The organism is Natrarchaeobaculum aegyptiacum, from assembly GCF_002156705.1.
In the GTDB taxonomy this organism is placed as follows: Archaea; Halobacteriota; Halobacteria; order Halobacteriales; family Natrialbaceae; genus Natrarchaeobaculum; species Natrarchaeobaculum aegyptiacum.
Genome location: NZ_CP019893.1, coordinates 1361305 through 1386087 on the forward strand (window position 1 = coordinate 1361305; position 24783 = coordinate 1386087).

The 24783-nt window shown below is 64.6% G+C and carries 29 protein-coding genes; 15 read left to right on the forward strand and 14 right to left on the reverse strand.

Going from position 1 to position 24783, the window contains the following annotated elements; all coding sequences use genetic code 11:
* The first annotated feature begins 148 nt into the window (after positions 1-148).
* Positions 149-2125, forward strand: a complete 1977-nt coding sequence (locus B1756_RS06730; RefSeq protein WP_086887847.1) for a DUF460 domain-containing protein — start codon at positions 149-151, stop codon at positions 2123-2125.
* Positions 2126-2375: 250 nt separating this feature from the next.
* On the opposite strand, the gene B1756_RS06735 is transcribed toward B1756_RS06730, so the two are convergent.
* The gene (locus tag B1756_RS06735; RefSeq protein ID WP_086887848.1) at positions 2376-2555 is read right to left on the reverse strand and encodes a DUF7470 family protein; all 180 of its coding nucleotides are present in this window, start codon (positions 2553-2555) and stop codon (positions 2376-2378) included.
* 121 nt (positions 2556-2676) lie between these two features.
* Here B1756_RS06735 and eif1A point away from each other — a divergent pair, with 121 nt between their 5' ends.
* Positions 2677-2967 carry a translation initiation factor eIF-1A gene (gene eif1A, locus B1756_RS06740; protein WP_086887849.1) on the forward strand — a complete coding sequence of 97 codons (291 nt, stop codon included), beginning with the start codon at positions 2677-2679 and terminating at the stop codon, positions 2965-2967.
* Between the two features lie 25 nt (positions 2968-2992).
* On the opposite strand, the gene B1756_RS06745 is transcribed toward eif1A, so the two are convergent.
* On the reverse strand, positions 2993-3547 hold the full coding sequence (locus B1756_RS06745) for a hypothetical protein (RefSeq protein ID WP_086887850.1): 555 nt from the start codon (positions 3545-3547) through the stop codon (positions 2993-2995).
* A 211-nt stretch (positions 3548-3758) separates the two neighbouring features.
* Here B1756_RS06745 and B1756_RS06750 point away from each other — a divergent pair, with 211 nt between their 5' ends.
* Positions 3759-4487 carry a YqjF family protein gene (locus B1756_RS06750; RefSeq protein WP_086887851.1) on the forward strand — a complete coding sequence of 243 codons (729 nt, stop codon included), beginning with the start codon at positions 3759-3761 and terminating at the stop codon, positions 4485-4487.
* A gap of 43 nt (positions 4488-4530) precedes the next feature.
* Here the strand turns inward: B1756_RS06750 and B1756_RS06755 are convergent, their stop codons facing one another.
* Positions 4531-5121 (reverse strand): HdeD family acid-resistance protein, encoded by a 591-nt coding sequence (locus tag B1756_RS06755; protein WP_086887852.1) that lies wholly within the window; start codon positions 5119-5121, stop codon positions 4531-4533.
* A 458-nt stretch (positions 5122-5579) separates the two neighbouring features.
* Between B1756_RS06755 and B1756_RS19575 the strand changes: the two genes are divergently transcribed.
* On the forward strand, positions 5580-5717 hold the full coding sequence (locus B1756_RS19575; protein WP_186336509.1) for a hypothetical protein: 138 nt from the start codon (positions 5580-5582) through the stop codon (positions 5715-5717).
* A 139-nt stretch (positions 5718-5856) separates the two neighbouring features.
* Here B1756_RS19575 and arcS read toward each other — a convergent pair whose 3' ends face one another.
* Together arcS and B1756_RS06770 are read right to left on the reverse strand one after the other, a co-directional pair.
* Positions 5857-7632 (reverse strand): archaeosine synthase subunit alpha, encoded by a 1776-nt coding sequence (arcS, locus tag B1756_RS06765; RefSeq protein WP_086887854.1) that lies wholly within the window; start codon positions 7630-7632, stop codon positions 5857-5859.
* Between the two features lie 66 nt (positions 7633-7698).
* Entirely contained in the window at positions 7699-8070 is a 372-nt protein-coding gene (locus tag B1756_RS06770) for a TRAM domain-containing protein (protein WP_086887855.1), read from the reverse strand.
* Between the two features lie 197 nt (positions 8071-8267).
* Here B1756_RS06770 and B1756_RS06775 point away from each other — a divergent pair, with 197 nt between their 5' ends.
* A complete protein-coding gene (locus B1756_RS06775) occupies positions 8268-8567 on the forward strand; it encodes a DdfA family disk-determining factor (RefSeq protein WP_394340693.1) in 300 nt (99 codons plus the stop codon).
* Positions 8568-8575: 8 nt separating this feature from the next.
* Here the strand turns inward: B1756_RS06775 and tgtA are convergent, their stop codons facing one another.
* On the reverse strand, positions 8576-10051 hold the full coding sequence (gene tgtA, locus B1756_RS06780; RefSeq protein ID WP_086887856.1) for a tRNA guanosine(15) transglycosylase TgtA: 1476 nt from the start codon (positions 10049-10051) through the stop codon (positions 8576-8578).
* A 324-nt stretch (positions 10052-10375) separates the two neighbouring features.
* Between tgtA and B1756_RS06785 the strand changes: the two genes are divergently transcribed.
* On the forward strand, positions 10376-11677 hold the full coding sequence (locus B1756_RS06785; RefSeq protein WP_086887857.1) for a hypothetical protein: 1302 nt from the start codon (positions 10376-10378) through the stop codon (positions 11675-11677).
* 343 nt (positions 11678-12020) lie between these two features.
* Positions 12021-13223 carry a hypothetical protein gene (locus B1756_RS06795; protein WP_086887859.1) on the forward strand — a complete coding sequence of 401 codons (1203 nt, stop codon included), beginning with the start codon at positions 12021-12023 and terminating at the stop codon, positions 13221-13223.
* A 190-nt stretch (positions 13224-13413) separates the two neighbouring features.
* Here B1756_RS06795 and B1756_RS06800 read toward each other — a convergent pair whose 3' ends face one another.
* Positions 13414-13968, reverse strand: a complete 555-nt coding sequence (locus B1756_RS06800; protein ID WP_086887860.1) for an NUDIX hydrolase — start codon at positions 13966-13968, stop codon at positions 13414-13416.
* 211 nt (positions 13969-14179) lie between these two features.
* Here B1756_RS06800 and B1756_RS06805 point away from each other — a divergent pair, with 211 nt between their 5' ends.
* A complete protein-coding gene (locus B1756_RS06805; RefSeq protein WP_086887861.1) occupies positions 14180-14455 on the forward strand; it encodes a PadR family transcriptional regulator in 276 nt (91 codons plus the stop codon).
* A gap of 316 nt (positions 14456-14771) precedes the next feature.
* Here the strand turns inward: B1756_RS06805 and B1756_RS06810 are convergent, their stop codons facing one another.
* Together B1756_RS06810 and B1756_RS06815 are read right to left on the reverse strand one after the other, a co-directional pair.
* The gene (locus tag B1756_RS06810; protein ID WP_086887862.1) at positions 14772-16019 is read right to left on the reverse strand and encodes a DUF4397 domain-containing protein; all 1248 of its coding nucleotides are present in this window, start codon (positions 16017-16019) and stop codon (positions 14772-14774) included.
* Positions 16020-16418: 399 nt separating this feature from the next.
* Entirely contained in the window at positions 16419-16592 is a 174-nt protein-coding gene (locus tag B1756_RS06815; protein ID WP_228434513.1) for a hypothetical protein, read from the reverse strand.
* A 137-nt stretch (positions 16593-16729) separates the two neighbouring features.
* On the opposite strand from B1756_RS06815, the gene B1756_RS06820 reads away from it, so the two are divergent.
* The 5 genes from B1756_RS06820 (at position 16730) to B1756_RS06840 (ending at position 19037) form a co-directional block, all read left to right on the forward strand.
* A complete protein-coding gene (locus B1756_RS06820; RefSeq protein WP_086887864.1) occupies positions 16730-17086 on the forward strand; it encodes a hypothetical protein in 357 nt (118 codons plus the stop codon).
* Positions 17087-17149: 63 nt separating this feature from the next.
* Positions 17150-17428 (forward strand): ubiquitin-like small modifier protein 1, encoded by a 279-nt coding sequence (locus B1756_RS06825; RefSeq protein WP_086887865.1) that lies wholly within the window; start codon positions 17150-17152, stop codon positions 17426-17428.
* Positions 17429-17567: 139 nt separating this feature from the next.
* Positions 17568-18278, forward strand: a complete 711-nt coding sequence (locus tag B1756_RS06830) for an AzlC family ABC transporter permease (RefSeq protein ID WP_086887866.1) — start codon at positions 17568-17570, stop codon at positions 18276-18278.
* Complete coding sequence (locus tag B1756_RS06835; protein ID WP_086887867.1) at positions 18268-18606, forward strand: AzlD family protein; 339 nt, start codon at positions 18268-18270, stop codon at positions 18604-18606. Before B1756_RS06830 ends, B1756_RS06835 begins: the two co-directional genes overlap by 11 nt.
* Positions 18607-18689: 83 nt before the next feature.
* The gene (locus B1756_RS06840; RefSeq protein WP_086887868.1) at positions 18690-19037 is read left to right on the forward strand and encodes a MoaD-like domain-containing protein; all 348 of its coding nucleotides are present in this window, start codon (positions 18690-18692) and stop codon (positions 19035-19037) included.
* A gap of 78 nt (positions 19038-19115) precedes the next feature.
* On the opposite strand, the gene B1756_RS06845 is transcribed toward B1756_RS06840, so the two are convergent.
* Positions 19116-19508, reverse strand: coding sequence for a winged helix-turn-helix domain-containing protein (locus B1756_RS06845; RefSeq protein ID WP_086887869.1), 393 nt, complete (start codon positions 19506-19508; stop codon positions 19116-19118).
* A 175-nt stretch (positions 19509-19683) separates the two neighbouring features.
* Between B1756_RS06845 and B1756_RS06850 the strand changes: the two genes are divergently transcribed.
* Complete coding sequence (locus tag B1756_RS06850; protein WP_086887870.1) at positions 19684-20340, forward strand: helix-turn-helix domain-containing protein; 657 nt, start codon at positions 19684-19686, stop codon at positions 20338-20340.
* 188 nt (positions 20341-20528) lie between these two features.
* The gene (locus B1756_RS06855) at positions 20529-20675 is read left to right on the forward strand and encodes a DUF7560 family zinc ribbon protein (RefSeq protein WP_086887871.1); all 147 of its coding nucleotides are present in this window, start codon (positions 20529-20531) and stop codon (positions 20673-20675) included.
* Between the two features lie 143 nt (positions 20676-20818).
* Here the strand turns inward: B1756_RS06855 and B1756_RS06860 are convergent, their stop codons facing one another.
* The 4 genes from B1756_RS06860 to B1756_RS06875 form a co-directional block, all read right to left on the reverse strand.
* Entirely contained in the window at positions 20819-21271 is a 453-nt protein-coding gene (locus B1756_RS06860) for a pyridoxamine 5'-phosphate oxidase family protein (RefSeq protein WP_086887872.1), read from the reverse strand.
* A gap of 114 nt (positions 21272-21385) precedes the next feature.
* The gene (locus B1756_RS06865; RefSeq protein WP_086887873.1) at positions 21386-22042 is read right to left on the reverse strand and encodes a YIP1 family protein; all 657 of its coding nucleotides are present in this window, start codon (positions 22040-22042) and stop codon (positions 21386-21388) included.
* 180 nt (positions 22043-22222) lie between these two features.
* Positions 22223-24145, reverse strand: coding sequence for an aldehyde ferredoxin oxidoreductase family protein (locus tag B1756_RS06870; protein ID WP_086887874.1), 1923 nt, complete (start codon positions 24143-24145; stop codon positions 22223-22225).
* Between the two features lie 254 nt (positions 24146-24399).
* Positions 24400-24588, reverse strand: coding sequence for a DUF1328 family protein (locus tag B1756_RS06875; protein ID WP_086890077.1), 189 nt, complete (start codon positions 24586-24588; stop codon positions 24400-24402).
* Positions 24589-24783 lie beyond the last annotated feature (195 nt).

A 24783-nucleotide genomic window follows, 5' to 3' on the forward strand; every position in this document is an offset into this window, starting at 1 on the left:
GGCACCGGCCGGCTGGACGGCACCGCATCTAGTATCTCTGGAACGTCAGAACAGCTTAAACGATGTGGCCAAGCATGGTGATTCCCGGTCGCCACACGGAGTCGAAATCCGCGCCGGATTTATACCGAACTCGGCCCTAGGGCCGGACGTGAGCACGCGAACGAGTGCGCTCGACGCAGTCGTCTACGGCGTCGACGTCCAGAGCGGTGACGTTCGCGGTGACGCCCCCTCCTACGCGCTGGTCAGGTACGACGGCGAAGGCGTCACCCGCGACGTCGTCTCCCATCGGAAACTCAGACGCCTGATCGACGACGAGGAGCCGGCGATCGTCGCGACTGACAACATGTACGAGCTGGCCGCCGACAAAGACCAGCTCGTTCACTTCCTCGGCACCTTACCGAGCGGGACGAAACTCGTCCAGGTGACCGGTGCCGAACAACCCGAACCCCTCTCCCGGGTCGCGAAACGCCACGGCATCCCCTACGGCAAGGAACCGATGAAGGAAGCCGAGGCCGCGGCCCGACTGGCCGCCCACAACGTGGGCCACGAGGTTTCGGCCTTCACAGACACCACGACCGTCAAGGTCTCGAGAGGTCGCTCGACGGGCAGCGGCGGCTGGAGCGAGGATCGCTTCACCCGCCGCATCCACGGCTCGGTCAAGAAACGCGCCCGCGAGGTCGAGTCCGAACTCGAGACGGCGAACCTCGAGTACGACGTCGATATCCGGGAGGCCTACGGCGGCTACGCCAACGCCGTCTTCACCGTCGAGGCCCGGCCGGAGGACATCCCCGTCTCGCGGAATCGATCGGGCGACGTTCGCGTCGAGATCGAACGCGAACGACGCGACGGCATCGAGTTCCGCCCGCTGGCGAAACGCCACGACCACGTCGTCGTCGGCATCGACCCCGGGACGACGACCGCCGTCGCCATCGTCAGCCTCGAGGGTGAGGTGTTAGACGTCTGGAGTTCGCGGCTGAGCGACACCGCCGACGTGATCGAGTGGATCGTCGAGCGCGGGCGACCGATCGTCGTCGCGGCAGACGTGACGCCGATGCCCGAAACGGTCGAGAAATTCCGCCGGAGCTTCGACGCTGCCGGCTGGACGCCCGCCCGAGACCTGCCGATCGACGAAAAGCAACATCGCACGCGCGACCATCCCTACGACGACGACCACCAGCGCGATGCGATGGCCGCCGCGCTGTACGCCGTCGACGCCCACGAAGACCAGTTCGACCGGATCGCCGCCAAGCTCCCCCCGGGGGTCGACCGTGGCGAGGTCACCGCCCGCGTCGTCGCCGGCGGGGAGAGCGTCGAAGCCGTCCTCACCGACCTCGAGGACGACGACGGCACCGACGAGGAGGAGACCGAACACGAGCCCCGGGAACTCACGGCCGAGGAACGCCGCATCAAGGACCTCGAGCGGCAGGTCGAGCGGCTCCAGTCACACGTCGAGACGCTGAACGAGCGCCTCGAAGAGCGGGACGGCCGGATCGCCGACCTCGAGTCGGAACTCGAATCGGCCCGCCGGCAAGAGCGCAAAGAGGTGCGCCGGGACCGGGAAGTGACCCGGTATCGGCGCAAGGCCGAACGCCTCGAGTACGAACGCGACGAGGCTCGCAAGGAGGTCGAGGCCCTCGAGAAAAAGGTCGAGCGCATGAAGGCCCTCTGGAAGCTCGATCACTCGAACTTCAGCGACGTGTCGGCGAAGAAAGAGGGGCTCGTCCCGGTGAAGGTAATCGAGAAGTTCACCAAGGGGGCGATCCGCGAGGCCGACGAGCAGTACGGCATCGCCGCCGGCGACGTGGTCTATCTGCGGGACGCGAGCGGGGCCGGCCGGTCGACGGCCGAACTGCTGGCGGGCTTCGAACCCCGAGTCGTCCTCAAGGACGGCGGCCTCTCGGAGATCGCCGACGAGATCCTCTTCGACGAGGAGATTCCCGTCGGGCCGGCCGACGACGTCGCGATGCAGGAAGTCGACGAACTCGCAGTCGCCCGCGAGGACGACGTCGAGGCCGTCATCGACGACTGGCACGAGCGCGCCCAGAAACGGAAACTCGACCGCAAGGCCGCGATGGTCGACCAGCTCATCAGCGAACACCGAGCGGGGAACAACGAAGTAACCTGACGCCCCTCTGCTCTACAGTAACACCTGCAACTATTTACACACTGATCGCCGATCCGTCTGGCGATCAGGTGTGCACTGACGTGCAGTGGCTACTATAGCTACTCGGGCGACTCGAGCGGTGAGAGTACCTGCGGGACCGCCTCGACCGACACCTCCTCGGAGAGTTCCGCCGGCTCACCGACCGGGCCGTCGACGAACAGGGCGTGGAGGATGAACGCGATCGCGACGAGCCCGACGCTCGAGTCGGCCGTCAGAACATCCCGAACTGTCGGAGCATGCCGGTGACCAGCGACTTCACGACGAGGCCGAGTCCGGCGAGAACGAGGGCGATTCCGCCGGCGATGAGGAGGTTCTGAGAGGCGATCAGGACGATTCCCGCGAGGAGAACGACGATACCGGCGATCCCGAGGGGACCGAGTTGTTTTAGCATATCCGGGATGACGTGGCGAGTGAAATAAACGTCGTGATTCGCCCTCGCGGGGAGACGGTGGCTGTGGTCGGAGTCGACCGATCGATAAAGGGTTAAACCCCTCGCTGGCCAATCCTCGCGTATGAGCGACGACGGTAACGGCGGTCGCAAGAACCTCCGGATGCCGGACGAAGACGAGGTCTTCGCGACCGTCACGGACATGCTCGGGGCGAATCGGGTGAAAGTACGCTGTGCCGACGGGAAAGAACGCACCGCGCGCATTCCCGGCAAGATGCAAAAGCGCATCTGGATCCGCGAAGACGACGTCGTGCTCGTCTCCCCGTGGGACTGGCAAGACGAGAAGGCCGACATCACCTGGCGCTACGAGAAGAGCGACGCCGACCAGCTCCGGGACGAAGGCCACATCCGCTGATACGGACCCCTGGACCGATTCTGTACTACAGATCGAACTCACGAGCGAGTGAGCCGAGCAACCGACTCCCGGGAGACTGGAGGAAAAACTCGGCGTCACGTTTCGACTCGAGAACGTGTTTCCGGATAGCCCCGTCTTCGTCCGCGGCGAGTGACTCGAGTTCGGTTGCGAACGCGGCGATCGATTCGTCGTCCTCGAGGGAATCGTAACACCGATAGACGTCTTTCAGCCCCCGGGTTGCCGACTGTCGAACGCGACCATCCGCGTCCAGAATCGCCTCGAGAAAGAAGCCACCGGCCGTATCGGCACGCCGTTCGACCGCCTCGCGCTCGAGTCGACCGTCGTCGATCAGGAAGGCCGCCGAGAGACCGGGACACAGCTGGTCGGCCGCCCGAACGACCGACTGGCGCACGTAGCCGTCGTCGCTATGGTCGTAGATCGCAGCGAGGTCCGACACCGTTTCGTCGAGCAGTGCTCCCCGCTCGGCCGGCTCGAGGTTGCCGACCCGGTCGATGGCGTCGTTCACCCGGTCGGCGTCGCTCGAGCGAACGGCCTCGAGGAGGTCGTCTGTGCCGTCCATACTCGTCGTTCGACATCGACCTACTCAAACGTGTGGTGAGTGCCCAACTGTCGACAGATCGTCGAACGCAATCGTCCGGACAGGAAGCGTCGTACCCGCAGTAACTGTCTGCTGATGGGGCGTCGAGAACGATGCGTTACCAGTCGGATTTCGCTATTCGATCCGGACCTCCCGGCGGAAGTGATTTTTGTGCGATCCTCCGACAGGTACCATGGTCGTTCCACTCGAGATGGGCTGGCGTCACCTCCTGTTCGAGAACTGGCCGGTCGACCCGGCCGTGATGAATGCGCACCTGCCCGAGGGCCTCGAGCCCGACGTCTACGACGGCTCGGCGTGGCTCTCGGTGGTCCCCTTTACCAACGTCGCCGTCAGGCCCCGCGGGCTTCCCGCGTCACTCGGCGTGGAGTTGCCCGAACTGAACCTCAGGACCTACGTCTCCCGCGACGGCGTCCCCAGCGTCTACTTCTTCAGCCTCGACGCACAGGGTCTCGCGAGCGTGCTCGGCGCGCGCGTCTTCCACCACCTCCCGTACTACTACGCCCGGATCACCCTCGAGGTAGCCGACGGCCGAATCCAGTTCAGCAGTCGCCGACGACACCCCGGCGCGCGACCGGTACACTTCGAGGGGACCTACTGGCCGACGGGCGAGCCGTTCGCGGCACCCGAGGACCCGTTCGCCGCGTTCCTCGTCGAGCGGTACCGATTCTATACCGAAGCCCAGGACGGGTCGATCCGGTACACGGACGTCGCCCACCACCCCTGGACGCTCTACCCGGCCACCGCCGACGTCGAAACGAACACGCTGTTCGCCGCCCACGGGTTCCCCGAGCCGGACGCCGATCCGGTGTACTACTATAGCCCGGGTCTCGACGTGGTCGCCTCGCGAAGCAGTCGGTCGGAGCCGTCCGGCGCGTCCGCTCCAGCGGACGAATCGACGTGACGGTGAACTCGAGGGATCGAATCCGGCGTCGAAAAAGCGGAATTCAGGCGCGGCGCGGTTCGCCCGCCGGCGCGCCAGCCTCGAGCTTGCGGCCGGTGTAGGCGACGGTGACCATCGAGACGCCGGTCACGAGGATACCGACGCCCACGAGGAGGCCGAGCGCCCAGGTCGCGTTGGTCGGGAAGCCAGCCCAGATGAGGCCGGCGAGGACGAGCGAGACGAGGCCGCTCAGGGCGATCGCGGCGCGGCCGGGCTGGTCGGCCATTCGGACCGCCATCCACAGCTCTGCGAGGCCGTCGACGAGCAGGTACGCGACCAGCAGGATGGTCAGCGTCGCGAGGCCGACCAGTGGGTTGACCAGCAACATGAGACCGGCGACCACCGAGACGACAGCGAGGGCGGCCTGCCAGAGGGAACCACGCCAGCCGCGGGCAGTGAACGTGTGGACGCCGTGGACGATCCCGGCGACGACGAGCAGCGCCCCGAGCCCGATCGTCACCGAGAGGCCGGTGACGAACGGAAGCGCGATCGCGAGGATGCCGACGAGGCCGACGGCACCGCCCGCGAGTGCGAGCGTCCGCCAGCCGTGCTCGAGGGAGTATCCCTCGGGAACTTCTGTGGGTGTTTCAGTCATGTGAGTCACCGACGTGGTATACGCCCCCAGTGGGGATAAAACAGATTGACGATTTGACAGTCTATCCGGGGAACGGACCGGTCCAGAAACGGGACAGAGAGACTCTCGAGCCCGGTTCCGTTGGGATTCGAACGACGAATATTCACCGGGGAGGGGAGCCCACGTCGACTCCCGTCGTCAACGGTGGTGTGATAGACGAGACGGCCGACGACGAGCGCCGGAACGAGCGAGCGGCGAATGGCACCGCCGATTACCTCGAGTGTGAGGTCTGTCACACCCGGGTTCCGGCGTCGGTCCACCGCGAGCACCTGTTGAAGGCGTGTCCGGGCGAGTGGACTCGTGTGCTCGGTAGCAGTGGTGCTCACTACCGCGCAGAAGTTTGCCAAGGGGAATTATTGATTTTCGATACCAGAACTATATTTACGAATACGTAAATACCTCCAGCTCCTTGGACGTACATGGAAGATTCTCCCTCCAGAGACCCGATCACCGGCGTTTCACTCGAAGACGACGACGTCCCGATCTACCTCCCCGGGACGCCGACCCTCTCGTTCGTCAGGTACATCGAACGGGCGATTAGTATGCTGCGTCGGTAACGCGACACACAGTAGCGATCCCACCGTACGGAACAGTGAACCGGCACGAACGTCTCGAATCCTCGATACCGAAAGAGCGCTCGAGTCAACTGACTGGAACGGTGGTGTCGAGGACGCGTGGATTTGCAGAATTGGCTGACTACTTCTCCTCGACGTGACGAATTTCGACGGCGATTCCACGTGTGCTCTCGGCCATCTCTCGGCCGAACATCTCCGCCCGGCCGATGCCGAAGGCCTTCGGCCCCTCGACAACGACCTCGTCACCGACGCGGATGTTCTCGTCCGCGTCGACGACACCCGGCGCGAGCACGCTCCCGTGGGGGACGAAGCCGTCGATCTCGGCGCGTTTGACCGGCACGTCGCTGTCGACCCACCGCTTCGCGCCCTCGAGCGTAAACGAGAGCGTCCCGTACTGGGGCACCATCGTCGCCAGTTGCGTGTCCTCGCGGTCGCGAACCTGGATCTTCGGATACCGACTCGTGGTCTGGATGTCGTCGAAAATCTCGTCGCCAGCGCCGTCACCGAGCAGGTAGTCCGCGATGGCCCGGACGGTGTTGTGTTCGCGCTCGCGTTTGCTGTACTTCAGTTCCCCCTCGAGCGCCGCAGACAGGTTCGACAGCGACTCGTCGTCGGTCGGGTGGCCACCCTCGGGGACGGTGTAGGTGATCTCGAGGTCTTCCTCGCCGTTCCAGGACTCCTCGACCCGGGAAACGATGTCGCGGTAGCCCTCGTCCGGGACGTGCGCGACGACGTAGGGGTAGGTGTCGGCGTTGCGCTCGAGGTACCGCCGGAGCACCTCGCTCACGAACTCCTTCTCGTCTTCGGACCACCGACCCGTCACCACGGTGTCGTAGTGCTGGGCCGGGTAGGTCGTCTCGAGTTCCTGCGGAACGACGCCGATGGGGCTGGTCATCGAGACGAGGTGGGCCCGCCACCGGATGGCGTCGTGGAACTGCCCGTGGCTCTGGGATTCGCTGTAGGGCTTCGTCGCCGAACACGGCACGAGCACGAGTGGATTCCTGAATCGGTTCCGGTACCGGGAGGTCACCCGGTCGGCGTAGCGCTGGATCTCGACCCGGCGCAGGGTGTCCTCGGTCGCGGCGTTGATCTGCGCATCCCGGAGAATTGGCGTGCGCTCCTCGATGTAGCCCCACTGGGAGTCGAGCCGACGCATCGCCGCGGTGAGCCACTGGTCCTGGCGGGCCTGTCCCTCGAGGTAGTCGCGCAGGCGACCGTCACGGATGCGCCGGCGGACGATTCCCAGTTCGGCCTCGAGTGCGTGGCGGTTGTGCTCGGCGCAGTCTTCCCGGGTAAACTCCGCGCGGGGCTGCTGGCAAGCCGGGCAGGCACAGGGCAGTTCCTCGAGGTCCTCGAGGAAGTACGCCTCGTCGGTGGTCAGGTATCGACCCTCAGTCCCTCTGACGACTGCTGCAGTCGCGTCGAAGCAGTCGACACCGGCGTAGGCGAGCAGCGCGACGTTTCGCGGGGTAGCGACGCCGGAGAAGTAGAGTGCGGTGTCGGCCGGGATGGCCTCGCGGACGTTCACGACGGCCTCGATGAGCGCCTCGCCGTGGCCGACGATCGACTGGACGTCAGAGACGACGTAGGCGTCCGTCCCCTGACCGTCGACGTGGTCGCTCGCGACGACTGCCACGCTCGGGTAGTCGACGTCGGGGGCGTCGACGGCGAACGACTCCTGGACCTCGTCGGCAGTCCCGCCCGGGAATCCCCGGTGGGGCAGGACGGTCAGGGCCGACTCGTCGCCCTCGGGAATCTCCCGGTCGGCCGCCCAGAGCGAGCCCGCGTCCTCGAGAATATCGTCGACGAGCGCGGGCGTCGTCCGGGGCGACTCGAGGCGGAGTTCGCCCACGCGCGCGGCCCCGTCGCGTGCGTGTACTTCGAAGTACTCGGTCATATGGAAACTGGGTGGGGCAGCGAGAAAGAGGCTGTCGGTCCAGCGTCGCCGCTCGAGGCCGCGTCGTCAGGCCCGCTCGAGGAACGCGGCCGTCGCCGAGGTGTGCCCGCGGTTGAACGACCGGATCTCGGCGACGATTACGTCGCCTTCTGCGAGATCGCGTGGGACGTCTTCGACGAAGACGACGAATCCCTCGACCTTGCAGACGGCGTGGCGCTCGCCAGAGTGGTGCTCTGAGAAGTCAGTGATGGCGACGCGTCGAGTCTCACCGAGGTCGACCGGCGGCTCGCGTCGCTGGGCCTCCCGGTGACGCTCGGCGGAGCGTTCACGGTCGGATCCGGTTCCCGACGCACCCCCCGAGCGGAGGCGGCGAGCGATCCCTGCAAACAGGACGACGAGCACCACGGTTCCGATCACGAACGAGGACGCGCTGAACATTCGATAGTCGGAGTCGAGTCGGCACCCACATCTCGGTTCCGGTCCTCGCTGGAAACGAGGGCGGCGCTGGTCGCCGCCTACCCGACGACGGTCGTGTCCTCGATCGGCCGTCGAACGCCTTAGCAGGGCTACAACTCCCGTCGCTCGTTTTGAGAACCGGCGGAGTGCTTATGAGTCCACAGCCTCTTCCACCGGCAGTGAAGCAGTCCTCCATCGACGAAGCCGACGAGTGTGCCGATGGCGCGAGCATGGCCGTCGTGAACGCCGTCGCGGCGCGACGGAACGTCGATCCGCTCGAGCTTCCACCACTGTACGACTGGATCGACCCCGAAGCCCTCGACGCGCTGTTCGATCCGCCCGAGGAGGCAGCGAATCGGCGACTCGAGTTCGTCTACGACGGGCACCTCGTGACGGTCGAGGGCTCCGATTGTACGATCCTCGTCGACGGCACGCCCGTGACGGGTGACTTCGAGTACGTCGAACTCGGAGACGAGTAGGGCAACGGTCACTCACCAGTCAGGTCGACCAGCGACACCCCGTCGGGCAGAGTCGCGAGCACCGCCGCAGGCCAGTCACGGTGACCGAGGGTGATCTCCGTCCCCGGATTCGCCTCGGCCAGCCGCGTGACGCCGTCGGCAGCCGCCTCGAGAGCCGCGCGGTCGGTCCGGTCGGGAACTTCGGCGGTGAGCGGATAGGTCTTCGAGAGCGCCCTCGGGAAGGGGCCAAACGGCGGCTCGACCCGCCAGCAGGCGTCGAACTCGTCGCTTCGGGTGGGGCTCCCTTCGGTGAGAAACAGCGAGTCGGGCACCGAGAGCCGCTCGAGTCGGTCGTGGTGGCGGGCTACTTCCGGACGACGCGCACTTTCGTGAGAGGTAGAAAAGAACGAGCCCTTCGAGACCGGGTCGTCGGCCTCGAGCTGATCGGTATACTCGAGCAGCGTGCGGTAGCCGTCGAGCATCGTCGGGTGCGCACGGGCGCGCTGGTCGACCAGTTCGAGGAGGTTCCCCTCGCGAATGGCCTGTTTGATGCGGCGCAGTTCCTCGAACGTGACGTGGAGGTTGTGTGCGGCGAGTTCCGTCTCGCGGCGCTGGTCGTCGAGCGCCCGGAGTTCGTCGGGTGAGAACTCCGTACAGACGGGACACGAGCAGGGGAGATAGTCGAGGTCCTCGAGGTGACGGGTCCCCCGGACCGTCAGGTAGCGGTCGTCGCGAGCGTACAGCGCGTAGGCCGCGGAATCGAAGAGGTCACAGCCCAGCGCGACGCCCAGCGCGAACATCATGGGATGGCCCGCGCCGAAGAGGTGAACTGGGGCGTCGCCACCGAGCCCGCGTTTCGCGGCGGCGACGGCGTCGACCATGTCGTCGTAGCGGTAGTCGTTCATCAGCGGGACGACCGCACCGACGGGGAAGACGTCGAGTGCGGTCGCGTCGGCGTGTCTGGCCGCTTTCTCACGCAGGTCGGGGTAGGTCGATCCCTGGACAGGCGCAGTAACCAGCATGTCGCCAGTCTCGACGGTTTCGGCGAGTTCGAGCCGCTCCTGCGTGGTCTCGAGTTCGGCCTCGGCCTGTTCGCGGGAGACGTCCGGCGGGGTCGGGATGTCGACGGGCGTTCCGATGTCCGAGCCGATCGCGTGCTGGAACTCGAGGATCTCCTCGGTCGTGACGCTGATCTCGCCGTACTCCGAGAGCTGGAAGGAGCCGGAGTCGGTCATGATCGCCCCCGGGAAGTCGAGCATCTCGTGGAGCCCCTCCGAGAGCGCGCGCTCGCGGACGTCCTCGGTGCCGTGGATGATGTAGGAGTTGGTGATGAGGATCTCGGCGCCGAACTCGTCGGCGAGCCGCCGCGGGCTGATCGTATCGAGGTTCGGATTGATCACGGGCAACAGCGCCGGCGTCTCGACGGTGGTCCCGGCTCGAGGGACGGTGAGCTCGCCGATTCGGCCGGCGGCGTCGGTGTCCCGGATCTCGAAGTGCTCGCGCATTGTGCCCCCTTGGAGGGAGGGACGTAAGTCACTGAAGATTCGGCCGGACTGCGCCGGGTCGGGAAGAACGACCGCGGGAGAACGACCGTATGGATCGCATTCCCCGATAGACGTATCCCCGGCGGCCAGCGCAAGGCGAACGATCAGGTGCGTCGAGCGGTCGCCGGAGTGGGCAAACGCCGATCGTCGGCTCGACGAGCGACGGCAGCGGGAAGTGAAATTGCCATTATCGACCGTTTCGAGGTTCAAAGTCCGCATTTCAGACGGAGAATCGCGTAACGGTCGCCTCGTTTTAGGCAGCCGTGGGCCGGTAGCACTGGCTGCATGCGTTCACGATCACAGACACTCGGTGTCGCACTGGTCGCACTGATGGTCGCCCTCTCCGGAGGGCCGGCCCTGGCCGGTGCGGCGTCGGCACCCGCTGACGGAGACGTAACGCTTCAACTCGAAGATACAGACGTCGAGACACTCGAACTCGATGACGTCACGATCGAAGACGCGACGATCGAGGAGTTAAACGTTGAGAACCTCGACGTTGACGAGGAAGAACTCGAGCAAATCGTCGAAGAGGAAACCGATGCGAACGACGATGACGACGCGAACGACGAAGACGACGGCCTCCTCAACGACGAGAACGAGAACGACGCTGACGAAGACAACGACGTCGCTGACGACGAAAACGGTATCGAGGACGCTGATGTGACGTTCACCGACCTCGAGATCGAACAGCTCGAACTCGAGGACGTCACCGCCGAAGACCTCGAATTAGGTGACGAGGTCGACGAGGAAAACGACGTTGACGAAGACGACGAGGAAGACGATGACCTCCTCAACGACGACGAGGAAGACGATGCAGTCGACGCTAACGACGACGAGAACGACGTTGACGACGAGGACAACGACGTCGCAAATGACGAAAACGACGTCGATGACGAGGACGTCGATCTCGAGGCTGCCGACTCGGTGACCGTCAGCGACCTTACCATCGAGACGATGGACGTCGATGACCTCACCATCGACGACCTGACCGTCGAGGACGTCGAGGATGACGAGAACGACGTCGCTGACGACGAAGACGACGCGATGGACGATGACGAGATGAACGACGACGATGCGATGGACGATGACGAGATGAACGACGACGTCACTGACGACGAAAACGACGAGATGGATGACGAGAACGACGTCGCTGACGACGAAAACGGTGAGCACGAAGAGATCGACTCACTCACCATCGAGCACTTCGACGTCGACGAGATCACAGTCAGTACGATGACCGTCGAAGCGGTCGACACCGAGAACGACGTCGACGACGAGATGAACGACGACGATGCGATGGACGATGACGAGATGAACGACGACGAGATGGACGACGATGCGATGAACGACGACGAGATGGACGACGACGAGATGAACGACGAAACCATCGAGCAGGCATCTGCGACCTCGATCGACATCGGTGACGCGACCGCCGACGCGATGAGCGCCGCCGAAGCCGAGGGCCTCGAGGTCGACGAGGAGGAGGTTGACGACGACGAAGAGGACGATGACGTCCTCGACGATGACGAGGAAGAAGACGACGAAGAAGATCCTGACGACGACAACGACGACGGACTCCTCGGCTAACGCCGTCGGAATTACCATCGGTTCGCTCGCACGATAACCGAATCCCCGCTTCGTTTTCTCGGCCGATCGCTGGTCGAACGACAGCACCAGCGCCGTCGAGACGAGCCACCAGCGGCGGTAACCACTCGTTCTATCCAGTTCGTGGTCGCTGCGACCGTCGAGTCGCCGTAGTGGACGTCTGAGCGGCGGTCGATCGCTCGAGCACTCCCGATCACGACGGCCACTCGGCGGTCGTAACCGCCCGATTAGCAGCCGCGACCGGTGGGGCAACTGGCTGTTTCCAGCCGAGAGCGTCGAAACGGTCGGCTCGTTTTAGCCGAGCGAACCCGGTAGGTCAGGCCGCATGAGTTCACGATCGCAGACAGCTGGGACGGTGGGGGTCGTCCTGATCGCACTGCTGGTCGCCCTCGCCGGCGGCCCCGCCCTCATCGGCGCAACGACGGCAACGGACGCTGGCGCGGGCGAATCGACGAGCACGACCGCAACGCTCGAGAACGTCCAGGTCGAGAGCCTCGACCTCGACGACGTCCTCGTCGAAGACGCCACCATCGAGGAACTCGTCGTCGAGGAGTTCCAGATCGACGATCCGGAGCAACTCGAGGAGGCGGTCGATGACGACGAAGACGACGAGGTCGCCGACGAGGAGCAAGAAAACGACGACCAGGAACAGGAAGACGATGACGTGCCTGCCGACGACCTCGCGACCGCCGAAGACGTCACGCTGACCGACGTCCACCTCGAAGAACTCGAGCTCGAGGGCGTCGCGTTCGACGACCTCGAGGTCGAAGAGGAAGGGGAGGAGGACGTCGATGCGAACGACGATGACGATGCGGACGATGCGAACGACGATGACGACGAACTCGGCGTGATCGACGAGGACGCTGACGCGGCGACGATCGAGGACCTCACGATCGAGACGATGGAGACCGAACAGCTCACGATCGACGAACTCGAGGTCGAAGACGACGGGATCATCCAGCAGATCAGCGACTGGTTCGACGACCTGATCGGTGACGACGAGAACGACGACGACGCTGCCGACGAGAACCAGCAGAACGACGACGCTGCCGACGAGAACCAGCAGAACGACGACGCGATCAACGAGGAGAACGGCGTCGCCCAGCAAGAAGAAGACGACGAGCAGGACACCGACATCGCTGAGGACGAGGACGACCGCGAGGAGATCGGCGAACTCACCATCGAGCAGTTCGACGTCGAATCCATTGCGATCGATTCGATGACGATCGGTGAGTTCCGGGAGGACGACCCGGAGGCTGACGAAAACGACGCTGACGAGAACGAAGCGCAGCAGAACGACGATGACGAAAACGATGCCGAAGCAGACGGCGACGGTGACCGCATCACGCAGGCGACCGCGAGTTCGCTCTCCGTCGGTCACGCCGACGCCGACGTCGTCACCGTTGCAGACGCAGCGCCGCTCGAGGAGATCGAAGACGAGGAAGACGATGAAAACGTCGAGAATGCCGATGACGACGGTGTCGGCGACGCAGACGAGAACGACACCCAGAACGAGGCCAACGAGTGAATCTCCTCGGTGTCACGTGGTTCGAGACACCGGAGGTGTCTCCTCATCACGGAAATCAAAGAGTTCCGTACGACCCCGAGGAACTCGGCCTGCTCAGCCTGTAGACGGGTGATAGGGCCGGCTTCGACGAGTCAGGCCACCGACTCGAAAATGAGTCGGGAAGCGACGCGTCCACTACCGAGGGGGCGTCTCACTCGGACGACTCGAGCAACCGGTAGTAAGAGACGGCGAGTACCGTCCGGCCGTCGCGAATCTCGCCCGCTCTGACCGCTTCGAGGAGGTCGTCGAAGGCCATCGGCTGCACGCGGATGGTCTCGTTGTGGTCGAGTTGCTGGTCGGCCGTGGGGCGACAGCCGTGGGCGACGAAGAAGTGCATGATCGAATCGGCGATTCCGTTGGCCGGTTCGACGGTCACGAGCCGCTCGAGTCGGTCGGCTTCGTGGCCGGTCTCTTCGGCGAGTTCGCGCTGGGCGGCGGCCTCGAGGTCGGCGTCGTCGGGTTCGGTGCCGCCGACGGGGAGGCCGCGGTTGACCCGGGAGACGGCCTGTCGCCACTCGTCGATGCAGACGACGTCGCCGTCGGGTGTAAACGGCAGGACGCAGACGCTCGCAGGTTCAGAGAGGTAGTCGAACTCGGTTTCGGCGCCGTCTGGCAACGAGACGGTGTCGGTGACGACGTCGAAGCCGGGGCAGGTGTAGGAGGTTGTCGACTCGAGGGTGTCCCAGGCGAGCGGATCAGCTGGCATACCCGCAGGTAGGTGTGACTGGATGAAAAGCGGCCCGTCATGGTGGCGCCCACGCACTGGCTACTGGCCGTCGTCCGGGCACTGATCGTGCGCTGATCGGACACTGACCGTGCCTACTCGCGCCTACGCGAACCATTCCGGTCGTCGACCCTGCGTACAGCCGCCTATAACAAAGCCACGAAGCGATGACCGTCGCTATTCAGAGGACATCATGGATCAGCTGACCGGATTCCAACGCGACCTGCTGTACGTCATCGCTGGCAAAGATCGTCCCTCGGGACAGGAGATTCTCGACGACATCAACCGTTACGTCGACCAGCCGGTCACTCACGGCCGGTTGTATCCGAATCTCGACTCGCTCGTCGAGATGGAACTCGTCGAGAAAGGACAGCTCGACCGTCGGACGAACTACTACGCGCTGACGCCGAAAGGGAGACGTGAACTGGAACGTCGACAGCAGTGGGTCGACCAGTACGTCGACGTCTAGTCCGAACCGCGCCTGCGTCGTCCATCGTCTCCGGCGCACCCGTACCACGAGCACCTGCAGCGTCTGTCTCCAGCCGATCTTCTGTCACTCGAGCACCGATCGACGAGGTGCCGATTAGCCGAGAGGTAGACGCCACCATCTGGATCGAACGACGGACCCGTCGTGGGTTCGCGTGTAGGCCGATCGTACGTGGAGAAACGGCACCGTACGGGTCCCGACGGCGCTGCTGTACGGGACCGTTACCGCGTGCCAGTCCCGGGAACCGGCTCGCCACAGCGGGCCGGTCAGTGCGGAGACCGACCGGTCGACCGGGGGATTAGTCGTCCGCGGCTGGCGGGTCCTCCGGCTCGTCTTCGACCGGCGGTTCGTCTTCGGGCTCGGGCTCGGGCTCGGGCTCCTCCACCGGTTCCTCGGCGGGCTCTTCGTCCACCGGTTCGTCGTCCGGCTCGACTTCCTCGGGTTCGTCGTCGATTTCTTCCTCTTCGAGCTCCTCTTCTTCCGGCTCGAGCTGATCCTCCTCGGGTTCGACGTCGTCTTCTTCGTCCTCCCGCGTGCCGTCGACGAGAGGCCTGACTTCGAACGGGCGGTCGTCCTCGTCGTCCTCGAGTCCCGTATCGTCGTCGGGAGCCATCTCGTCGTCTTCGGCCTCCTCGTCGTCCTCGAGGTAGCCGATCGCGAACACCGTGTAGGCCAGGCCCTCGTCGAACTCGACGTCGGCTTCGGCGACGGGATCTTCCGGTTCGATCACGTCCTCGTCGGCGTCGAAGTCGACCTCGTCTTCGTCTTCGGTCTCGAACTCGTCGTCGGCTTCGTCTTCGGTCTCGAACTCGTCGTCGGCTTCGTCTTCGGCCTCAGCCTCTCCGGCCGGGTAGACGCCGATCGTGCGGTCGCCGGGCTCGATCGCGCGGTAGCCCGTGGGAACGGCAAACTCGGCGTCCTCGACGAGCGTTCGACCGTCGTCTTCGTCGACGATGTCGACGTTCGGAGCGCCGGGAGACGCGTGGAAGAATCGAAGGTCTGCGGTCCCGTCCTGGACGTCCTCCGGTTCCCGATCGACGAGCAAGAAGACTTCGAAGGTCCCCTCCTCGGGATCGTCTTCGACGTCCTCATCTTCGTCGAATGGGTCGTCGTCCATTGCCGGATCGTCCTCGTCGTCGGCCTCCGGCTCGTCCTCGTCAGTCTCGAGGTCCATCTCACCGAGTTCGCCGATCGCAGCGGCGGTGTAGTAGCCGCCGTCGACGACGAGCGTCCCCTCGAAGACGACGGCATCTTCGTCGCCGGCCGCCGTGATCGTCACCTGGTAGGAGCCGGACGCGATCTCGAGGTACGGCGAAACGTCGTCGTAAGCGACGTCCGCGAGAACGTGCTGTTCGTCGACGTAGACGTCGACGTCCGGTGCGTCCGGCGAGAAGTGAGCCACGCGGAAGCCACCGATTTCCGGTTCCTCGGTCTCGTCGCCCGGTTGGTCCTCGTCTGCGGTCTGTGCCAGTACGGTCCCGGAAAACGCGCTTCCGGCACCGACGACGCCGAGCGTTTTGATCGTCGTTCGTCGTGATATCGTCATCGGCACCCAATTCGGGGGTCGTGAACGGGAAAAACCGGTTAGTCAGTTACCCTGATTTTCGGCCTGTTAACATCGTCGCTCTGCGTGGTCGTTCGTCCCTACCGACCGAAACATCCGCCTACGAAGGCAGTACGCACGGCCACAGCGAGTCCGGCGTCGCGATCGACAGACCGGCGTTTCAGGCCCAGAGAGTCCAGAATACCGGCCCGGCTGGCGCGTCTCCCCCGTCGCGTGGCCGAAGCGAAAGCGAACTGACGGACTACTCGAGTACAAGGGACGCCCTACTGGCGGTGATCTGGAGCCTGCACTTGCAAGGTCGATCGCGGGTGAGACGGCAGGAAACGTCGCGTCGCCGCTCCGAACGTTCACCCGTGCCTACCCGACTTCGAATGGGCGTTCTCACTCGGTCTCCGGGTCGTCGTCGACGTCCTGACCGTTTCCGGTTCCTTCCTCCGCATCCGGTTCATCGTCGTCCGCACCGTCTGGATCGAGACAGCCTGCGAGCAGCAGGATCGAGATCGAACCAGCCGAAGTGAGTACCCGTCGTCGACGTCTCCGATTCGATCGAGTCACGACGACCACTCCGCACGCGAGCGTTCAAACTGCGTCCCCGACACACGCGAGCAGTTCACGTCGGAGTCGGCCTCGAGCGCCTCTCGAACGGGGAAACTCACCCAAGCGTTCTTCTCTGCGCGGCCGATAGAGGACGTATGGAGACGGAATACGCCGTCACTCGCGACGGAACCGCTCTCGTGACCCTCCACGGTGGCTCGGAGACGACCGCCCGTTCTGACGCCGTCGACGAGCTAGAACGCGAACTCGAGGCCCTGACCGACGACGGCGCGATCGAGGAGTGGGAACTCGGTGACGACGGCGTGTACGAACACCCGACGGCCCCGTTCGAACCCTACACGATCGCCGTCGACGTCTCGGTGACGGTCGCCGTCGAGGCTCCAGACGAGCACGAAGCTGGCGAGCGCGGCGCGAACGCGATCGATTCCGCCCTCGCGAACGCCGGCGCCAACGACGTGTCCTACACTGAGCCGCCGGCGGTGACGACACGCTGATCGACGCTCGCCCGGACGTAGGCTTATGCACTGGGCAGTCCTCCACCACGTATGGGCACGAGCATGGAACTCCAGTTACGCCTGTTCGCTACCTTCCGTGAGATCGTCGGCGGCAAAGAACACACCCTGACCGTCGACGAGGGAGCCAGCGTCGGCGACGTCCTCGCCACGCTCGAGGCAGAGTACGACGAGCTCGAGGAGCGGTTACTCGAGGACGGGACGCTCCGACCGCAGTTGAGCGTGCTGAAGAACGGCCGCGACGTGATCCATCAGGAAGGAGCAGCGACGCCGCTCGAGGACGGGGATACGCTGTCGGTGTTTCCGCCGGTCGCTGGCGGGTGAGAGCCGTTCGATCCGACCCGCCCGACCGAACCGGTTCGGCCAGATTGGGCCTCGTCAGGGGTGTGAGCCCCCAGCACGGCCACGACGATTCCGAGATCGCTTTAGGGCTCGGCGGTCCGAGTCCAGCTAGACCGAACCGATGGACACAGACGACTCGCCGGGAGCCGCGGTCACCTTCGACCGCGAGGGACTGCGGACGGGATTTCTCACCTGCGTGCCCGTCGCCGCAGGCGTCGGAGGTTACGGCGTCGCCTTCGGCGTCCTCGCCAGTCAGGCCGGGCTGAGCGTCGCCGAAGCCGCGCTGATGAGTGCGACCGTCCTCGCCGGCGCCGCCCAGATCGTCGCGATCGAACTCTGGGCGGACCCGGTGCCGGTCGCCGCGATCCTCACGACCGTCTTCGCGATCAACCTCCGGTACTCGCTGATGGGGGCCGCCCTCCAGCCGTGGTTCGAACACATGCGCGCGAGCCGCGTCTACGGGAGCCTGTTCTTCCTCGTCGACGAGAACTGGGCGCTGACGATGCGCGACCTCAAGTCCGGGAGCGGCCGGGGTGCCTACCTGCTCGGCAGCGGCATCGCGATGTGGGTCTTCTGGGTCGGGTCGACCATCGTCGGGGCGTTCGCCGGCGGCGTGATCGGCGACCCGTCCCAGTACGGCGTCGACTTCGTTCTCGCTGCCGTCTTCGTCGCCCTCGCCGTCGAACTCTGGGATGGCAACTCCTCGCTCGTCCCGTGGCTCGTCGCCCTCGGGGTCTCCGTCGGCGCGGCCGCGATCGTCCCCGGCCAGTGGTACATCCTCCTCGGCGGGCTGGCCGCCGCCGTCGTTGAGGTGATCCGCTTTGACGGGTGAACTGGCCGTCCTCCCTGCGAACCCGCTCTCGCTCGATCCATTCGTCGTGGCGATTGTTCTCGCGATGGCCGCGGTGACCGTCTTCACGAAAGTAAGCGGCCTCTGGCTCGTCCGCCACGTCGAGGTCAGTGACCGACTCGAGGCGGGACTCGAGGTGTTGCCGGGCGCGATCGTGATCGCCGTCCTCGGTCCCGAACTCGCAAGCGGCGGGCCCGCCGAGTGGAGTGCCGCCGCGGTCGTCCTGGTCGTGATGTGGCGAACCGAGAGCATCCTGCTGGCACTGATCGCTGGCGTGCTCAGCGTCGTCGCGTTCCGATCGATTCTCTGACCGGCCGCTGGCGTTCGCTGACCACCGACTCGACGCCCGAAATCCGACGGCGGCTTTATCCCAACTGCGCGCCAACTGGCCGCATGGTCGAACGGCTCGAGCGGTCGTTCCGCGGCATCTCGACGCGCCTCGCGGTCCGGTACCTCGAGCGCCTCGGGGGGACGTGTCTCGACGGAGACGGTGCGCACAGAGAGGGGAGTGACGACGCGGATGGAGACGCGGACGGTGACGCCGACGATGACGCTGCGGCCGACGACGTCGAAGCCGTCGTCACCGCCGACGAGTGGACCGCGTCGATCACCTCGAGATCGGTCGAGATCGGGCCGACGCTCACGCTGACGGAGGTAATCATCGTCTTCGAGGGCGACTCCACTGTGCTCGAGGCGCTGCTCGAGCGGTTCGAACAGAAGGCGATGCGAGCCGGTGGCTAGGACGGACGCGGCAGTTTCGGTTGGAACGTGGGCACCGAATCGGGAACGAGAACCAAACCGGGACTCGAGTGAGCGGTCTCAGTCGTCTGCGGTCGCGAACGACGCGCCAGCGCCGGCGTCGGCGTCGCCCTCCGCCGTGGCAATCTCGACCTCGAGGCCGCCGTCGGCGATCGAGACCACGACGTCGTCGAAGCTCGTCCGGTATTCGGTGGCGTGTTTGCCCGTCGTGTTGATCCGGACGCGCTCGTCGACCAGATCGGCCTCCGCGAGCATCTCGACCTTGCGGTAAGCGGTCGACATCGGAATGTCACAGCGTTCTGAAATCTCGGTCGCCGTCAGAGCGTCGTCGGCCGTCGCCTCGAGGATGAGCCGGCAGGCGTCGTCTTCCAGTGCAGTCAGCACGGCCGCCGGAGATGCCTGATCGTCGTCGGTGCCCCATCCTCGCGCAGCAGTCGGATTCATCGCGGTCATCGTTATCTGTTGGTCGTGGCGGTGCCCCCTCCAAATGAGTCCCAATAAATACAGGGCCCTTTATAACGGGTCTGATGATCTGACGCCGGACACGCTGTCGATCGTTCGTTCCGCGCTGGTCCGACGGTCGGACGGAGGGTTTACGGCGACGCAGTTCGGACTCTCTCCCGAGCCCATGGCCTCGGGAATCCGCGCGGAAGTGACGGTCGACGATCCACCGGAGTGTGTCGTCACGCAGGTCGCCACCGAGGCAGACGGTAACGTCCACTCGGTCACCAAGAGCGCCAACCCGAACGCACCCGAGCGCGTCACCGAGGAACTCGTCCTCGAGGCCGACTCGGAACCCGACTCGTTCGACCTCGACACGGCGGTCTCTGCGATCTTCTCGTACGGGTCCGGGTCGGTTTACCGGTTCGAACGCGACGTCGACCGCGGCTGTCCCTGCACGGTCGTCGAAGCGTTCGACTGTCCGGTCGTCGACGTGCGCGCCCGCGGGTCGTCGTTACACATGGCGTTCCACGTCCCGGATATGGAGGGACTACAGGCGGTCATCGGGGAGTTGACCGACCAGTACACCGTCGACGTCAGGCGGCTGCTCCAGTCCCAGAAAGACCACGGCGAATCGAACCTCGTCTTCGTCGATCGGAGCGCACTCACCGACCGCCAGCTCGAGGTGCTCGAGACGGCCCACCGGATGGGGTACTTCGAACACCCGAAGCGCGCGAACGCAGGCGAGGTCGCAGCGGAACTCGAGATTACGGGTGCGACGTTCACCGAACACCTCGCGGCCGCCCAGTCGAAGCTACTCGATGCGATCCTCGACTCCGCCTGATTCGGCCCGCCAGCGCTGTTTCCCGGGCCACGCTGAAGGATTCTCGCCGCGAGAACCACGCCGACGGATCGCCGTTCAAGAACCCTTCGACAACTTCCCGCCGTCGGTAGTGAACCCCACTTCTATATATACCGGCCGCGCAGGACTACTCGTAGCCAGAAACTCGTCTCCCGAACACGAACCCCGTCATGAGTAGATACGAATTCAGCTGTCCGGAGTGCGGACAAGAGATCGAAGTAAACGAATCGATGCGCGAGGCGATGCTCGAGCACGGCTGCCCGGTCTGTGGCGCGACCGTGACGTCGGGGACGTTCGCGACGAAGCCATCGAACTAGTCGATTCGAGGTGCCCTCGAGTCAGGGGTTCGGATTCGGTTTTCTCACTCATCACACCGCTTCGACCGAGCCGTCTCGCGGTCGTCACTGGTTCGCCATACCACTGGATAGCGCTCGTCAAAACTGACCGACGACGGTGCGTCTCACTCGTCGCGGTCGACTTCCGTTCGTCGACCCTCGAGTGAGGCTGGATCGAGCCGGTAGAGTTCGATGTCGAGTTCGTCGCGACCCATCGCCCAGATTTCGAACAGCGGACGCTTTGCCTTTCCGTACTGTGCGATCTGGTCCGGCGACAGTTCGGCCGGCGGGATGTCCTCCAGAGTGCCGCTCGCGACGACGCTCTGATAGGTCGAGCCGTCCTCGTCGTACACCACGAGTCTGGCGGTCGGCGAAGACGCCAGAAACCGTCGCTTCTCGCTCTCGGGGGTCGAAACGAGTCGCATGTAAAAGACGCGCTCGGCGTCGTCGTAGCCGTAGGAGATCGGGATGGCGTACGGCTCGTCGGCCTCGGCGAGCGACAATACCCCCGTCTCGTGACGAGCGAGGAAATCGTCGATCTCCGCACCGGTCATATCGACTTCCTGATTGATTGCCATCGTCTCAATGGCTGTGCAAAAGCAGACCACTACCTTTATCGTTGCCATCGCCAGCGCGCGCTCGCCGACGCTCGAAGAATCGACTCGGGGTCGGAGAGACCGGATGCCTGACCGTTAGACGAACACCTGCGGCGCGTACTCGAGGACGTGGGTGACTGCAAACGTGAACGATTCGGGATCCTGTCCGGGACCGGGCCCGGGTTCGGTGGTCGTCTCGCCCAGGTCGAGAACGAACGCCGCGAGGACGGCTACCAGCAGGACCCCGCCGGTCGGGACGACGAATCCCGCGACGAGCGTGGCGACGACGGCAGCGATCGCCGCCTGTCCAGTCGAGAGGCTGTGAAAGGCCGCCAGCCCCTTGATCTGGAGGTAAAGCCCGTACAGGCCGAGAGCGATATTCACGAGCGGAACCCACCACAGACCGTATCTGATCAACGTCGGAAACGCGTAGGCCTCGAGCGTCAGGACGACGCGGTCGGTGCCGAACAGCGAGGCGATGGCGTGGGCGAGCAGTGACTCGATCACCGTCGTCAGCCAGAAGAGAAGCGCAAGACCGAGCGACAGGACTACGACGGAAAGCGCCCCCATCGGTGACGTAATGTTCAGGATCGTTCCGATGGCCATCACCGGGAGGACGACGACCACGAACGAGACGAGCATGAACGCGAGTGGGTACCCCACCCCGTGGCGTTCCCGGTACTGGTCGAAGAACAGATCCGGGTCCCGGATCATGTAGCCGTTGACCCCTTTCCACTGTTTGGCAAATTCCATACATCAATCGTCAAACTTCTTCGAGAAGTAATTTACTATCCGGTAGAACGAATTCATGGGCGGCAGATTCGACTGCGCCGTCACTCGAGGGCGAGACTGGATCGGTACGGCGGCGGCTCGGATCGTCGACGAGCAGGCGAGCACACAAGCGCGCGAAAACGGAGGATCTGCGTGACCGGTTCAGTCGTCGCCGACAGCCGTCCCAGCGCCGTTCGAAACGCCCGTTCCCGGCCCGATCTCGATGCCGAGGTCGGCGAGTTTCTCGTCGGGGACGACGCCGTCGACCCAGCCGCGGTGGTCGTAGTACTCGGCTTTCATCTCCTCGAGTTCGCAGTACTCGTCCTCGCTGGCTCCCTGTCCGCGGATGCCGTCTTCGAGGAACCGGTCGGGCAGTGAGTCGTCCTCACCGTCGAACCCGGCGAGGTTGTTGTAGTAGCGCTCGAGCGTGTAGATCCGCTCGCCAGCCTCGAGCAGGTCCTCCTCGGTGACGTCGCGACCGGTCATACCGTTGTACTGGAGGACGTATTCCTCGATCCCTTCGGCGAAGGCGTTGAACTTGCAGATGTCGAAGCTGTCGCTTATCGCGTGGAGGTCCTGGAACGCGGCCGTCAGTTCGCCTTTGCCCTCCCACTCGTAGGGGTCGACGGGTTCTGGAATGCCCAGAATCTCCGCTGCGGGAGTGTACCCGCGCAGGTGACAGGCCCCGCGGTTCGAGGTGGCGTAGCCGATTCCCATACCCTTCAGGGCGCGCGGGTCGTAGGCGGGGATCGTCTGGCCCTTGACAGCCAGCGAGTTGTCGGCAGCGTCGCGGGCCTCGGCGATCCGACGGGCCCCCTCCGCGAGCAGGTCCGCGAGGTCGCCGTCGCGGTGGCCGATCTGCTCGAGCATGTCGATCATCGTCTCGGTGTCGCCCCACTCGATCTCGCCGACGTCCTCGAGTTTGCCTTCCTCGGACATCTCCATGGCCATCGCGAGCATGTTGCCGGCCTCGATGGTGTCGATCCCCATGTCGTTACAGCGGTCGATCATCACGGCGACGGCGTCGCGGTCGGTGTGTCCGGAGTTCGGGCCGAGTGCGTAGGCCGACTCGTACTCGTAGGACTCCATCCGGACGTTCATGTCCTCGCCTTTGTGCATGTAGTCGACCTCGACTTCCTTCTTGCAGGCGACCGGGCAGGAGTGACAGGTCGGCTCGTCGACGAGGATGTTCTCGCGAACGTTCTCCCCGGAGACGCGCTCGGCGTCGATGTCGACGCCCTCGGCCTCGCGCATGCTCCCCGTCGAAGTGTACCGCCCGTTCTTCGTCGGCAGGCCGTCCATCTCCTCGCCGACGTTCATCAGGACGTTCGTTCCGTACATCGAGAGCCCACCCTCGTTGGGCGCGGTCACCTCCGATTCGGTGATCGCCTGCATCGCCTGCTGATGTCCCTCCTGGAACGTCTCCGGATCGGCTGGCTGGGGCATGTCCGTCGTCGACTTGACGACGACCGCCTTGAGGTTCTTCGACCCCATGACACAGCCAGTGCCGCCACGCCCAGACGCCCGGTCGTCCTCGTTGACGATACAGGCGTATTTCACCTGGTTCTCGCCGCCCGGACCGATCGCCATGATCGAGAGGCTCTTGCCGTATTCGCCCTCCACGTCCTCCTCGATCGTATCGCGGGTCTCGTGGACGCCCGTCCCCCAGAGGTGGGAGGCGTCCCGGAGTTCGACCTCACCGTCTTCGACGTACGCGTAGACTGGGTCGTCGGCCTGTCCTTCGAACAGCAGGCCGTCGAAGCCAGCCCACTTCAGGCGCGCTCCGGACCAGCCGCCGTGGTGACTGTCCGTCACGGTACCGGTGAGCGGCGACTTCGTACAGACGGCGATCCGACCGCTCATCGTCGTCTGGGTCCCCGATAGCGGCCCGTTCATGAAGGCGAGCAGGTTGTCGGGGCCGAGCGGGTCGACGTCCGTACCTTGCTCGAATACGTACTTTACTCCGAGGCCACGTGCCCCGATATACTTCTCTGCATCCTCGTCGTCGATCGACTCGTAGTCGACCGTCCCCTCGGAGAGATCGATTCGACCGACTCGGTCCTGGAAACCACCTAACGTAGTCATGATACTGCTCGTGACTAGAGTAGGGCCGCCATCCTGTTAGCTGTTGCCAAGAATCAGTAACTGCATATGGTTACCCGCTGCAACGGAGTGATTCAGAAAATACGCCGAGTTGAGCGAGAATATCGTGATATTCTAGCAATTGGCTACGTTGGCAATATTTGTACAATCGTAAGAGCAGACTGTTTCGGCGCTACCGGAAGAGGTGGCTCACCGCCCCGGATGAACCGACCGTCGATCGGTGGTACGGACTCGAGTCAGAGCAGGAGGGCGACGATCGCCAGCACGATGAAGATCAGGACGAAGATCCGTGCGATCTCCATCGAGATGCCGGCGACGCCGCGAGCGCCGACGGCGGCCGCGAGGATCGCCAGCACGAAGAAAATCACCGCCCAGTACAGGAACCCGCCACCGCCGACTTGCATCGGTGCGACTGCGTCGTACATGCCTCCGGGGAGCACGCTCCAGATCATAAACGGCCGACACCGTCACAGACGATTCGACGGTGTAATCGGTGGCTACTCGCCGATCGCCGAACTGCGCAGGTATCGCAGCTGCAGGCGCTCTCGAGCGGGCGCTTTCCGATATCCCCTCCTACGGACGATAGCGTGACGGGACCCAGTTCGCCGAAAGCCCGACAG